This is a genomic window from Vibrio sp. MMG023, from assembly GCF_021654215.1.
GTDB classification, from domain to species: domain Bacteria; phylum Pseudomonadota; class Gammaproteobacteria; order Enterobacterales; family Vibrionaceae; genus Vibrio; species Vibrio jasicida.
The window spans coordinates 172255-186551 of sequence record NZ_JAKFZP010000001.1 but is presented as its reverse complement, the minus strand read 5'-3'; the positions used below and the strand labels follow the sequence as shown (position 1 = coordinate 186551).

The 14297-nt window shown below is 45.2% G+C and carries 10 protein-coding genes; 5 read left to right on the top strand and 5 right to left on the bottom strand.

Annotated elements, in window-relative coordinates; genetic code table 11:
• The first annotated feature begins 16 nt into the window (after positions 1 to 16).
• Positions 17 to 1225: a mannose-6-phosphate isomerase, class I gene (manA, locus tag L1076_RS00780; RefSeq protein WP_237302935.1), complete on the top strand. Its 1209-nt coding sequence runs from the start codon at positions 17 to 19 to the stop codon at positions 1223 to 1225.
• Between the two features lie 67 nt (positions 1226 to 1292).
• Here manA and L1076_RS00775 read toward each other — a convergent pair whose 3' ends face one another.
• Genes L1076_RS00775 through L1076_RS00760 form a run of 4 tightly spaced genes read right to left on the bottom strand, consistent with a single transcriptional unit; the run spans position 1293 to position 5224 of the window.
• Entirely contained in the window at positions 1293 to 1952 is a 660-nt protein-coding gene (locus tag L1076_RS00775) for an ion channel (RefSeq protein ID WP_009705362.1), read from the bottom strand.
• A complete protein-coding gene (locus L1076_RS00770; RefSeq protein ID WP_237302934.1) occupies positions 1949 to 3070 on the bottom strand; it encodes an AI-2E family transporter in 1122 nt (373 codons plus the stop codon). Before L1076_RS00770 ends, L1076_RS00775 begins: the two co-directional genes overlap by 4 nt.
• A gap of 29 nt (positions 3071 to 3099) precedes the next feature.
• Positions 3100 to 4113: a DUF2955 domain-containing protein gene (locus L1076_RS00765; protein ID WP_171306760.1), complete on the bottom strand. Its 1014-nt coding sequence runs from the start codon at positions 4111 to 4113 to the stop codon at positions 3100 to 3102.
• Positions 4103 to 5224, bottom strand: coding sequence for an HlyD family secretion protein (locus L1076_RS00760; protein ID WP_237302933.1), 1122 nt, complete (start codon positions 5222 to 5224; stop codon positions 4103 to 4105). The genes L1076_RS00765 and L1076_RS00760 overlap by 11 nt, the downstream gene beginning before the upstream one ends.
• 148 nt (positions 5225 to 5372) lie before the next feature.
• Between L1076_RS00760 and L1076_RS00755 the strand changes: the two genes are divergently transcribed.
• Together L1076_RS00755 and L1076_RS00750 are read left to right on the top strand one after the other, a co-directional pair.
• Positions 5373 to 6386: an AraC family transcriptional regulator gene (locus L1076_RS00755; protein ID WP_042601467.1), complete on the top strand. Its 1014-nt coding sequence runs from the start codon at positions 5373 to 5375 to the stop codon at positions 6384 to 6386.
• 540 nt (positions 6387 to 6926) lie between these two features.
• Positions 6927 to 8189 (top strand): hydroxymethylglutaryl-CoA reductase, encoded by a 1263-nt coding sequence (locus L1076_RS00750; protein WP_104036532.1) that lies wholly within the window; start codon positions 6927 to 6929, stop codon positions 8187 to 8189.
• A 124-nt stretch (positions 8190 to 8313) separates the two neighbouring features.
• Here the strand turns inward: L1076_RS00750 and L1076_RS00745 are convergent, their stop codons facing one another.
• A complete protein-coding gene (locus L1076_RS00745; RefSeq protein ID WP_237302932.1) occupies positions 8314 to 10782 on the bottom strand; it encodes a hypothetical protein in 2469 nt (822 codons plus the stop codon).
• Positions 10783 to 11363: 581 nt separating this feature from the next.
• Here L1076_RS00745 and L1076_RS00740 point away from each other — a divergent pair.
• Together L1076_RS00740 and L1076_RS00735 are read left to right on the top strand one after the other, a co-directional pair.
• Positions 11364 to 12926 carry a DUF1800 domain-containing protein gene (locus L1076_RS00740; protein ID WP_237302931.1) on the top strand — a complete coding sequence of 521 codons (1563 nt, stop codon included), beginning with the start codon at positions 11364 to 11366 and terminating at the stop codon, positions 12924 to 12926.
• Positions 12927 to 12935: 9 nt separating this feature from the next.
• Entirely contained in the window at positions 12936 to 14261 is a 1326-nt protein-coding gene (locus L1076_RS00735; protein ID WP_237302930.1) for a DUF1501 domain-containing protein, read from the top strand.
• Positions 14262 to 14297 lie beyond the last annotated feature (36 nt).

Sequence of the window (14297 nt, the reverse complement as noted above, 5' to 3'; positions counted from 1 at the left end):
TCTACGGGTAAAATTCATGAATTCGAATACTATTTCATCAAAATGCTTCTTCAAAATGGACAATAAGATCCAAAACTACGACTGGGGAAGCCGCACTGCTATCCACGATTTGTTTGGCTTTGTTAACAAAGCTCAACAACCTCAAGCCGAAGTTTGGATGGGCACGCATCCGAATGGTTGCTCTATCGTCAATCAAGGAAGTACAAATGTGTCGTTATCAGAATTGATCAAACAAGATCCTTCAGCGTTTCTATCCCAAAACACGGCTGAAGTATTTGGTGACCTACCTTTCCTTTTCAAGATTCTTGCGGCGGATAAAGCCTTGTCGATTCAAGTGCACCCAAACAAGCAAGATGCAGAGCTCGGTTATGCAAAAGAACAACAGCTAGGTGTCCCGTTAAGTGCTTTCAATCGTAATTACAAAGATGCTAACCACAAGCCAGAGCTGGTTTACGCACTTACTGAATACCAAGCAATGAACGGCTTTCGCTCGTTTGATGAAATCATTGCTGAATTCCGCCTGTGTGACATTCCTGAAATCAACGGTTACCTAGAGCAATTTGAGCGCAATCCTAACCAAGACGGCTTGTGTAAGTTCTTTGTGGAGATTCTTTCTATGGAAGAGGCGCGCAAGATTAACGCCGTGGATCACTTATTAAGTTACGCAGCAGCCAACCAAGTACGCCCTGTGTGCGAATTGATTTTAGACCTTGCTGCTCAGTACCCGAATGACGTGGGTTTGTTTGCCCCATTACTGCTGAATGTTATTACGTTAAAACCTGGTGAAGCCATGTTCTTAAGCGCAAGAACGCCTCACGCGTACATTAAAGGTACTGGTCTGGAAATCATGGCGAACTCAGATAACGTACTTCGCGCTGGTTTAACACCAAAACATATGGATGTGGAAGAATTGGTTAAGTGTACCGACTTCATTCCAAAATCAATGAATACGCTACTAACCAAAGCAGAAATCAAAGACTGTGAGCACAACTTCCCTGTCCCTGTACAAGACTTCAAGTTCTCTGTGTTCCAAGAGCCAAAAGATCAACAAGTCGAGATGATCAGTGCAGAAATCTTAATGCCAATCGATGCGGACGTAACGCTGCTTGCAGAAAGCGGCGAAACATTGGTGCTTGGCAAAGGGCAATCGGCTTTCATCCCTGCTTATGTAGGGAACTACACGCTCAGCTGTGAAGGTCGCGTAGCTCGTGCATTTAATGGCTAAGTTCATTTCCTCTTAAAACAAAAATGGCGGAGACTTTTCAGCTCCGCCATTCAAACCATTCATTTGTTTACTCACTCTGTGCTTGAGCTAAACGAATACTCACCAAACTTGCCACCATGATGGCTAAGTAAAAGCTCCCGACTATCGCTTCAAAGAAAACGAAGAACTGAGCCACTGGAACCGTTGGTGAAATGTCACCATAGCCCACTGTCGTTAATGTGATAAAGCTAAAGTACAAGGCATTAAACAAGTTCGACAGCCAAGGTTTTGCTTCTAGTCCTGTGAAAGAACTCGGGAAGAACTCCAACACCAACAAGTAGATCACTGCCCACGCAAGCCCTAATAATAGATAGATACAAATCGAACCTATGATGTGGTTTGTCGTTACCGACTTGGTTAATACTACCTGCTTTAGCGCCGAGTATATGTGCGAAAACAAGAACACCAATAACGCACCTAGCGTCAAAATAGACAGATCTAAATGCTCTAAGAACGACATCCCATAGGAGATGACGGCCACAATCAGTAGCACGCCATACCATGTTCGGTTGGTTTTGTTCTTCTTGTTGATACCAGCAATCGAAGCACCTAGTGTCACCACCAAAAGAGCAAGAACAAACTCCTGCCCATCTGGGTAAAACTGATGCATCACAGCACAGCCAAAAAACAACGCAATGAGTGCGAAAAACAAAAAGTAGAAGTTATCTTCCCTGGTCATCGGTTTCATGATGCCACCTCTACTTTGTCTTCCTCCTTCGCTTTTTGGTCAATGCTCAGTGCTTTGTTTGTTTCCGCGTCATCTTCATCTAACCAGTTCACCATCAACTGGTAAGTCAGACTCAGTACCACGGCACCAACAAACAGACCAACGATACCAGACATTGCCATACCACCCAGTGCACCCAACAGTGTCACAAGCATCGGTGTGTCAGAACCACGGCTTAGAAGAACTGGTTTCAGTACCGCATCACTCGCGCTCACCAAAATACACCAAACGAGGAAGATGCCAGCAACCAGTGTTGATTCGACACTAAACACGTAAATGATCGCAGGAATCAATGCCAGAATCGGCGGCAACTGAACAATCGCAATCAGAATCACGGCAACCATCCAAAGCGCAGCAGCAGGAACGCCAACTGCGACCATACCAACACCTGCCATGACAGATTGAATCAGCGCAACGCCAATCACACCTTGAACGACACTGCGAACAGTCGACTTTGAAAGATCAATCAACGCTTCGCCTTTCTTGTTGGTGAGGCGATCAGCTAGCTTGGTAAAGCCTTTCTGGCACACTTCAGCATTGCTCATGAACGCACCAGCAATCATGGTAGAAATAATGAACTGAATAAAACCACCACTTACTGAACCAACAATAGATGCCGCTTGAGAAAGGAAACCTTTCACTTGCTCGCCATAGTTGACTAAAAAGCCCTCCATGTTGGTCGATGCGTAGTTAATCGCAACGAACAGCTTGTCGCCCACGACAGGGATCTCTTTTAAGCTTCCTTGTGGCTTAGGTACAACTAAAGTGCCATCTTGCAACCCAGTGACGACCTCGGTGCCACTGGTATAAAGGCCAGATGAGAGCGCGATAAGTGGGATTAAAAGTAACAGCACACCGATAGTACTGAGGAGCGCACTCGCCTTACCTTTTGAGATACCTAAGCGATTGTGAAGGGACATCATGACTGGGTACAAAGCGATGGCAATAATACCGCCCCACACGACCAACATAATGAATGGACTAAGGATAGAGAAACACCACCAGATCAGTAACGCTACGGCTCCGATCTTGATAGCGGCGTCTATCGCCTGTTTAGAGAAATCATTTGAAGCTTTCATAGCGTTACCTTTTCACTGTCTGTTAAGTGTTATGTTTGCAAAAACTTCCATTGTCGGGTTTCCAAAAAGAGTGTTGCGAGGATCATGTACGTCCCGACCAACACCAATTGGAAGATTCGGATAAATGTATTGCTGTCGATATCGCCAGAGCTCATTAGCGTGCTGCCGATTAAGACAAGCAAGGTACTGAACGCCGTGGCGAATATCGGTGCCTTCTCTGGCACGGTGTAAATCTTCTTCCCTATCAATACCGCCAATAACGCAATAAAGGCGGTGTAAAAGAATATGCTTGGCACAATGGCAAGAATCGAGAATGCCAAGATGGCAAGTATCCCGCCGATACCGTTACTGATGATTAAGAACGCGCTTAATTTGACTGACTTCTCTGACGTAATCATCAAAGACAGCAACGCGACAAACATCATGGTGAGCAGCGCTTCTGAAATCTGAAAGATAAAGAAGAAGCACACCACAGGAAACGAAATCAACATGGCTCGAAATGACGCATGCCAACGTTGTTCTTTGCCAATTGGTGGAGTCGCATAACCAGCGAACTCACTGTCTGGCTCTGGTAGATAAATATGAACCAGAGCAAAAATCGCCACCGATACCGCACCGGAAATTGCCAAACCGCTCGCGAGCACCAAGGAAATCGCTGGGTTATTTATTGCCATAAACGGCAACATCAACACCGCAATCAACAAAATGGTCGCGAACAGATTCCATTTGGGGTCAGTAAACAAGTAGTAACCCCATGCCATCATCAAACCGACGGCAATCAGTAGAACAATTGGGTACTGAGTAATGCCTCCTGAAAGAAGCAGTCCCAATCCCATCGTGGCAATCAATGCCAGCAGCAACTCGTAAATCGTCTCTCTGTGAAGATTTGGCTTATCGACCAAGAACTTCGCGGTAAATACCGGCGCGACAAACGCCAGTTGCCAATTAATCCAAGCAGCGAGAAACACCGCCAGACCGACACCAATGGTGAAGCGCAGAATCCGGCGTTGAGTTGCGTTATCAATGCTCAGATTATCGGACATAAGACAGTACGCTCAGTAGACGAATCCAAAGTTTGCCAAGGGTGTTGAACACGAAGTTGTCACCGCTGTAGACAATCACGTCTGCTTGACCGCCAACGCGTAGCATTCCCGTCACCTCTTCACGATCAAACTCGATAGCGATTGGCAACATTTGCGTTTGGCGTAACCAGCCTGTTTGTTGGTTGGCTTGCGCGAGCTTACCTGCTTGTTGGTTTTGTCCCCAATCGACACCCCAGTCGATGCTACTGACTTTGCCTTTAATGACTTTGCCAGGAACAAAGTCGAGTGCGATTTCTACTTCGTCACCAATGCTGACGTTGCCTAAACTGTTTTCACGAAAGTATGCTTCTATCCATATGTCTTCTGTCGACACAAACGTCATGATTGGCTGACCTGCTGAAGCGTAGAAGCCTTCGGTTAAGCTGAAGTTCGAAACACCGCCTTGAGTTGGCGCACGAATCACAGTACGTTCTAAGTTCAGTTGAGCTTGCTCAAGAGCCAGCAATGCCGCTTTAACTTGGCTGTTTTCTTCACCTTCTGCGCCAAGTTGTTGTTTCGCTTTTTCAAGATCCGCTTCTGCATTTACTACGTTCGCTCTCGCGGTTGCCAATGATGCTCGTGCTTTATCTGCATCCGAATTCGACACTACGCCTTTCTCTGCCATGGCAAGAACACGGTTGGCTTGCGCTTCAGTGTTTTGGCGTTCAACAATCGCAGAAGTTAACCTTGCTTGAGCCGATGCGATTGATGCGGTTTGTGCACCAACGTTCTGCCCAGCAATTTCCAGATTCTCTTCAGCTTGCTTCACGGCAATTTCATAATCTGATTTGTCGAGAACGGCTAGCTCATCACCCTCTGCAACAAGTTGGTTCGGACGAACCTTAATATCTAAAACGTTGCCAGAAACCTGAGGTTTTATCGGCACGATATAGCCTTTGACGCGTGCATTGTCAGTCACTGGAATGATGCGGTCTGACACAATGCTGAACCCGAGCATGACGACGATAAACAAAAGCAAATAGTTGGTGACCATCTTTACTTTGTCTTTTTTATTCGTCTCTTTGTTTTCCGCCACTTCCGTTGGCTGTTTTTGTTTTTCGTTCTCGGACATGTTATCCCCTTGCCATTGAATAGATTGAACATTTTAATAATATACCGTCCTGCCCAACCTTCAATTAATTGAATAATAAATAGCGAGCTGTATCAAAAACCGTCCGTTATGCGCTAAGATTAGTCGTTGATAAAGGAGTATCACCACAATGCCAAATCAAACGTTTCATTTACCTGTCATTCAGACTAACTATGCTCGTATTCTGGTCGAAGTCTTTGCCGACTATGGCTTGGACAAGCATAAGCTCCTTAGTGACGCTGGCTTACCTGCGGACTTATTCCAAACCGAGAGCGACTACATTCCGTCTGAATCAATAAAACGTTTGATTCATCTTACTTCTTCCCAACTTGGCGTAACGAAATTCACCGACTTATTGGTGTTAGTCTTTCGTCGCCGCGTTATACCCAATGTCTTGCATCAGTTTTTGCCATTTCAAACCATCGGTGAGTCAATGCAGCACATTGATGAAATCTTCAGTTTAGACTCGCCTGGCAGTAACGTTTCTTTCGAAACCCATCATGGCCATGCCTGGTTCTGTCGATATTCGGAACAAAAAGACACACAAATCGCTAACTGGTCTGAAGCATTTGCTGTGATTTACATCATTGAGCTCATCAGCATTTTGACCAAAACCGCTTGGTATCCAAGCAAGGTACGCCTGCAAGGCAGCAACAGCGATATCGTAAAAAGTGTTGTTCCTAGCCAGTGCCAGATATTTGTGGGTCAAGAGAAGACCGGTGTTTACATTCCCGCGGACATTCTTAACGTACCAATCCAAATATCGGACTCACAGTTAGGCGCTGAACCAAGTCAGATCCAGTGGCATACAAGTTTTACCGATAGCGTGTTTGAACTCCTGCGCCCTTATGTGCGAGAGCGTAATTTGTCGATAGAAGAAGCTGCTCAGTTGCTGAGCTATTCTGTCCGAACCTTTCAAAGAAAGTTAAAGAATGAAGGCACTTCTTTTCGGCATATTAAAGAGTCATTGATGTTCTCTGTTTCTTGCGAATTGATGGAAGAAGGACACTCTCTCACTTATATATCCAATCAACTTGGCTACACCAGTATTTCGCACTTTTCGCGCGCCTTTAAAAGAGTGTCCGGGTTATCTCCTAAAGTGTATAAACAGTCTATTGCGCTGAACGCATCCAGCACTTCGTGACGTTATACTGCTCAGTCCATTTGAGGCTTGGTAGTTGGTAATTGTTTGAGCTTGGCTTGCATCAGTGTTGCGAGGTCTATTTCATCACACAGCACTTCTACGTCCTGAACTCGAAAGTAAACAATCATACGTTACCCTCAATTGAAAACGTGGGGCTATTATGCCGTGACGCAAACCAAGTTATTTACCATTTTACGCCACTGATCACATTCCAATCTCATTATTTGAAGTCTCAAATTAGAGTAGAACGCCCACTTTGCACAATCTTTACAGAAAGAAAGAATTTCTATTTGAGCTCTTCATTGCTCGATTTTAACCTTTCAAATAAGCCCGATTTTTCTCTTTTTTTCAAGAGCATAGAGAAAAAAGGCGCAAAAACCAGACGCTTTATACCAAGCATTTAAAGGGCTATTTATTCGCCAAGTAAGATTTCAGTGAGTTTGAAGTTAAGCAGCCTTTTGTTGCAAAACGTATACGCGGGATTGTAATCACGTTTTGTATCACTACAATTCCAAACCAAATGAATAAAGAAACGTTTGTATGCCGAAATTAAATTTAGACAGCGCAAGGAATAGCTCTGCACTCTCTGATAATGAAACCTGCGAAAAAGTACAATCGGCATTAGAACCGAAATACCACAAGCCAGAAAAGAAACTTTGCCTCAGTGCGGGTCTGACGGAAAAGCACATTGAACGCCGTTGGAAAGTACTCGAATCGATGACGGACAAAGATCTTCTGCTGGATCCTTTCACACAATCGCATTACGACCAATACGCCAACAACATTGAACACTTTATTGGTACCGTTAACGTCCCTGTCGGTGTTGCTGGGCCTCTTCGCATTAACGGCTTGTTCGCGAATGACGACTACCTAGTACCACTCGCAACAACAGAAGCCGCTCTCGTTGCCTCTTATAACCGAGGCGCGAACTTGATTACCGCAGCTGGTGGCGCAAGTACGCTTTTGATCAGCGAAGGTGTGAGTCGTACTCCGGTGTTTGGTTTCCAATCACTTGCAGAAGCCGCGCAGTTCGTCAGTTGGGTGGTCACTCAATACGATATCTTCCGTAAAGAAGCAGAATCCACCACCACGCACGGTAAGCTTAAAGACATCAACGTCAACATCGAAGGCAATCATGTTTACTTGGTGTTTGAATACGTGACGGGTGACGCATCTGGTCAGAACATGGTGACCATCGCGACACACAAAGTCTTCCATTACATTCTTGAACACAGTCCAGTCGCGCCGGTTGATGCTTACCTTGACGGCAACTTATCTGGTGATAAGAAAGCCAACGCCCACACTTTACGCTCTGTTCGCGGTAAAAAAGTCTCAGCTGAAGTGACGATTCCTGCAGCTTTGGTCGAGAAATACCTGCACACCACACCAGATGCGATGGTGAAGTTTGGCAAAATGAATACTGTTGGTGGATTACTAAGCGGCACTATCGGTATCAATGCGCACTACGCCAATGCCCTCACCGCTTTGTACATCGCCTGCGGACAAGATGCAGCGTGCGTTGCAGAATCTGCGGTTGGTATTACTAGAATGGATGTGGATTCTCATGGCAACCTGTATACCTCTGTCACTTTGCCAAACATCATGGTTGGCACCGTTGGTGGCGGTACAGGCCTACCAACTCAGAAAGCGTGTTTGGATATCCTTGGTTTGCACGGCAACGGCAAAGCAAAAGCGTTAGCAGAAGTCGCTGCCGGTTTATGCTTGGCAGGTGAGCTTTCCATTGTTGGCGCATTCTGTGCCGATCATTTTTCTAGAGCGCATCATAAGCTTGCGAGAAAATAAGCTGTTGAGCCTAATTCGTTAAAACGAAAAGCCGCGCACTCGTGCTAATACAATGAGTGAGCGGCTTTTTAGTTTAAGCTCTTGTGCTTATTTCGTTATCGATACTACTAGCAACTTGGCTTTTTTACTCAGGTTGCGGTGGTATGTATAAATCCACAGTATCAACAAAATACGTACTCCACATCTCGTTCATACTCGTATCTGCATATTTGTCAAAGATAATAACTGCAGCGCCATATTCACCTTTGAAGTAAGGCGCAATCAAACGGACAAAATCGTCTCCTTTGCTTAACCTTAAGTAACCTTCTGAGGTGATACTCCAATCCCAACCGAGGTTTTCAGTATTACCTTCGGCTTTCCAAGTCTCGCGATCGGCCATACCACCTTCATAGATGTCCCAGAAACGAACTTCGACTCCGTTTCCTTTGCGTCTCGTCAGCCTTGAATCGACAACGTCATCCGCCGTTAATGGTTGAAGGCCACCACAGTTTGTCAGCTCTGTCGCCAACAAAGCGGCATTGACTGATGCACCAGTCGCATTGACCTCGCAGTAATCGTAACCCTCACTGCGACTCACGCCACGTATAGACTCACCAATGACTCGCAACCATATCGCTTGTTTGGACAGTCCTTCTTCGATCCAACCGTCGACCAGTTCGCCTAAGTCTTCAATATAAGGACCAACGTACTCAGGATAACCGGTGTAATTGTCGTTGATTAGAGTGCTGTATTTTTGTCCACCATCATTAAAGGTGTAGTCATACCTTTCAATTGCAAAGTGTTGCCATTCAACATGAGTACGAATATCTGTCTCTGACCAATAGGTTTTCACTTCGTCCCAACGGTTGAACATCATACCATCGCCATTTTCATCAACTTTCTTGACCGCGTTAGCTTCATCGAGAATATATTTGCCACCGACACTCGTTTCGATTTTCTGACTGTCGTCGTTGACACCCTTGGTATAGGTATATTCTTCCCAATAATTGACTTGGTATTCGAAGCTAACTGAACCATCCCAGTTCCAAACCGGACCTGCTTTCGTGTATGACTCGGAGCCATCGGCATTGTTCATACTTGTTGTCGTTTCATTAACTGAACCGTCTGCATCCCAATCATGCATGATGACTTCTTTGTTACCACCATCCACATAGTCCCATCGTTCACGAACTTGCGCATAGGTAGCCGCTTCTAGAGGTACTGCAGCGTCTAGGTCGTACTCTTTAAATTCACGAGATTCGTAATCGTATTCAGTCGTTGTTTCTTCCACCTCAACCATGGTCTGCAACAGGTCCACACCGGACATTTCACCCGCCATGATGGCTTCTGCGAACAAATCAACCGTGCTGTAGCTTAACTCTCGCTCTGGGTTATCCGTAGTGACACTGTCACCACCAGAATCGGCAGGATTGGATTCATCAACGTAACGGGTAAATTCCCACTGACCGCGAGTCTCCCGCTCATCTGCGACACCGACATCATATACATGGCTCGTAAAATCAAACTCGCCATCGAAGTTCAAGTCTGCTTTAAACGTTATCTTGGCCGTGAAAGTACCGTCATCGAGGTTCTGCACCGCTTCCTCTGTAAACGTACTGAACACCGTTTTTACGCCGGCTCGTTGATAATACTCTGTAGCCGTGGCTTGATAGGTCAATGTGTTCGCGGTTTCATCGACGATCTCCGTTTCACTGCCTTCGACCGTGAAGTCTAATGAGATATCCATGTTGTCCGGTGTACCGTAGTAACTGTCTGTATACGAGTAATGGGTCACCTTACCGTCGGGGTATTCATCTTCTAACTCTTCGGCAACTCGCTCATCCGATACGCGCTCGTCGACTTTACTTTCAGCTAGTTCGAGAATTTCGCCTGTGTCGCCTTCAGCGATAAAATCCCCCATCAAACGGTCTTTAAGTTCTTCATCGGTCAAGGTGCTATCTTCGAGCTCTTCTTTTAACTCGTCGACTGCATCGTCAATTGCTTGGTTCACCAGGCTCCCAAGCGAAACAAGCAGCGCTGCTATTTCCTCATCACTCAACTCATCGAGGTTTTGATCTTCCAGAACGGCGCTTACTCGAGATGTCAGCTCTTCATGAACTTGGGTAGTAAAAGGGTTGATGACCTGACCATCGAGTTCACCGTCTTCAAGATCATCAAAGTCGGCTTGTGTTAAAGGTGGCATCCCAAGAACAATGGCGTGCCCATCTTCAGCATCTTCAAAGACTTTCTCTGCTTCATTGACAGCGATTTTCTGCTCTAACTCTTCCATCGTAGTTGGGGGTTCAGTCCCGACATCGACAGAGTCGTTCGTTAACTGAGCCAAAATCGGCACACCCACTAAGGCGTCCTTTTGTGCTTCTGAAATTTGAAATGAATATGTACCATCAAGACCAGTGTTTGCCTGAGGTTCATCAGCGTCTGGCTCACCATCTCTATCGATGTCCATCCAGACTAAAGCGTTATAGATGTACCCATCTACGACGGTACCATTAAGTGTGTACGTTTGACTGGCGCTCTCATCATTGTCATCACTGCCACACGCAGCGACCGTAGATGCAATAACAACAGCGAGCATAGTTTTGCGAGCTTCCATGTGTGCTCTCCTATCCAACATTTATGGTGCAGCTATTACCTCTCCTCTTTACTAGCTGCGGATTGAACCGTGTCGAACTTATCGACCCGGTAAATGTTAGTTACTGATCGCATTTGTTTGTGCAATTTATGTACAATCGTGAGCTCATTCACGCTTTATGCAACTTAATTAATAAATCGATCAGTAAAGTAATCACTCTGGCATGTTTTTTATAGATCTAATTGTCTTAAAAGCTCACAATCATCAAACTAACTGTTATATCAGTATGAAGTCAGACGTAATTTCTGACATGTGACCCCGTCCAATATTTCTACGTATTCAAAAAAGTTTCACATTTTATTTGAGTTCGATCACAACGGATTGGTAGCAATACTATTCAGTCACTTATCCGTTTTTTATTATCTTAAATTAAGACCTTGCCAGACTATTTTCTGTAATTGATAGCTTTGATAGTGATTTTTACCGTCTATAATCCGTCTTGCAGCTGCTTGATTTCACTAAATTTATTAATTAGCTCATTTCGAGCTTCATGACTCCCGTTAAATGGATTTAAGTCGTTCCTTTGGGTAAGCGAGTTAACTATGAGACGTCAGAAACAAAACGAAATTTCTTGTTGGGTGCTTGGCTTTGTCGCAATGCTGCTCTTCTTTGTTGGTCCGGTTTCAGCTGATGAAGATGACCCAGATTTAGCCGATGCCCGCTTTATCTATCAAACCACATTTGGTCCAACACCTCAGTTAATCGAACAGGTTAAGCGAAGCAGTTACCAAGATTGGATTACAGAACAAATTCTTTTGCCTCCCACTTTTCACAGCGCTCTTTACTCCACGTCGTTTAGCAAAGGTGCGCAAGCTAATCGAGAAAATGCGTGGTATCAAACCGTTCTCACCGCGGATGATCAGTTGAGACAGCGAATGGCATACGCACTTAGTCAAATTTTGGTCGTGTCCCGCTATGGAGGAATTCTTTCTAGCAAACCCGATGGTTTAATCAATTATTACGATTTGTTGGTTGAGCATGCATTTGGCAACTATCGAGATTTGCTTTTACATACGGCGAAACATCCAGTGATGGGCAACTATCTCTCAATGATGGGCAGTGCAAAAGAAAATACCGTGACAGGCGCCCTACCTGATGAAAACTTTGCTCGCGAATTGATGCAGCTTTTCACTATTGGGTTATACCAACTCAACCTTGATGGTAGTGTTAGATTTGACCAAGAAACCGGACAACCGCTTGCAACATATTCGCAAGCAGACATACAAGAATTGGCTCGTGCCCTTACAGGTTGGAACAAGTCAGATACTTTGTTTGTGAAGCCAATGCGCGCCATTAACGGCCGTCACGATACGGGCGAAAAAACGGTATTGGGCACCATCATCCCAGCCGGATTGACAGCAGAGGAAGAACTAAATCGAGTTGTTGATCTCTTGATGGCGCACGACAACATTGCGCCATTTGTGTCTAAGTTGTTGATTCAACGATTTGTGACTTCCAACCCAACGCCAGAATACATCGCAAGAGTCGCCTCGGTGTTTAACAACAATGGTAAAGGAGTGAAAGGCGACTTGAATGCCGTGATCAAAGCCGTTTTGCTCGATGACGAAGCCAAAGGTTTAACCGCTCATCGCCCCATGAAAGTCAAAGAACCAATCCTCGTACTTACTAATTTTCATCGCGCTGCGGGGTTCACCCTAACCGCCACGCGATACGATGGCGCAGTGACATTAATGAACATTGCAAACCAAGGACCTTTGCGTTCTCCTTCTGTATTCAACTTTTATTCTCCCAATTACCAACCTTCATCGGATTTCGTCTTTACAGGTATGGTCTCACCCGAATATGAACTGTTTGACTGGTCTGTCTACAGTGAACTGGTCAATTTTATGCTCTATAGCGTACGCAAAGAATCCGGCGCCACTTATACGCTTGATATGGACGAGCTCTACAGCTTGTTAGACAACCACCCCGCGCTAGTAGACGCGATTGATGCGCGTTTCTTTGCTAACACAGCGTCTACTGGATTGAAGCAAGTAATGCTCGATGTCCTCGACAACTATCAAACCAACTATGTACCCAAAACCAAACTTGCCTTGGTGATATTCACTGCGGTATCTGGCAATGAATTTTATATTCAAGATTAGGAGCGAATTATGGACACTTCACGTCGAAACTTTATCAAAGGAACCGCTTCTCTTGGTGCATTGGCAACGGTTGGGCTACCAGGTTACACACTTGCCTCACCAAACAACGATTTTCGAGCGTTAATCTGTGTTTATTTAGCGGGTGGTAATGATGCGATTAACACCATATTGCCATTGTCTGATTTTCATTATGACCAATATGCGAATGTCAGAGGCAAACTGTCTGTCGCTAAAAATACGATCATTCCGATTGGCCTCAATGCAAAAGACAACCAAGGTAATACCGTCCCTTTAGGAATGCACCCTAAACTTGCACGACTATCTGAGATGTTTGATAACGGTGACGCCACCGTCGTGCTCAATAGCGGAATTCTAGAACAACCAATGACGAAACAGGCGATCGAATCTGGTGATGTCCCGTTACCAAACCAACTGTTCTCACATAATTCTCAAACAAACTCTTGGTTGCGCGGTGGCATGGACGAATTTACCAACCTTGGCTGGGCAGGCAGAATGTTGGATGTAATGAGCCCTTCTTCTGAAATAACGCCTCTTTATAGCGTGCATGGTGATTCACTTTGGCTGCGAGGATTAGAACAACGTCAAACGGTATTGAAAAAAGACCGAGCAGTACAGCTAAGTGCCTTGGGCAATCCTTTATACAAAGAGATTTACGACCAACTTCAATCGACACCGACAAACAATCCATTCAGTGGCCATTTCAATCTCATGGTAGATGAGTCGATGACCATGAGCGGTGTTTTATCTCAACAGTTAAATGATGTCGATAACGCCCCTCTGTTTACCTCCAGTACATTGGGGAAACAAATGCAGACGGTCTATAAATTGATTGCGAGCCAAGGAGTGTTGAATCAACAGCGCCAAGTCTTCTTTGTTAAGCACACCGGTTATGACGTCCATGATTCACAGCTGTCTAAGCACCCTGCATTACTTGGCGATCTCGCCACAAACCTCTTTGCTATGTATCGAGCTATCGAACGCTTGGGATTGAGTGACAATGTCACGACATTTACGATGTCTGACTTTGGGCGAAGAATGACAAATAATGGTAACGGTACCGACCATGGCTGGGGCGGGCATCAGTTATTAATTGGCGGAGCCGTAAAAGGTTCCCAACCTATTGGAACTTGGCCTGAGCTGGTCTTAGGGGGCGAAGATGACTATTCCAAAGGTCGTTTGATTCCGAAAATAGCAGCGGACCAAGTTGGCGCTACACTCGCACAATGGATGGGGATTGGTGACAATGCAGCGTTAGATTATGTGTTCCCAAACATTCGAAGCTTCTCTTCATCAAATCTTGGTTTTATGTCTTAACGCCTGCGAAGAAATAGGTACAAAAAAGGGAGCCTT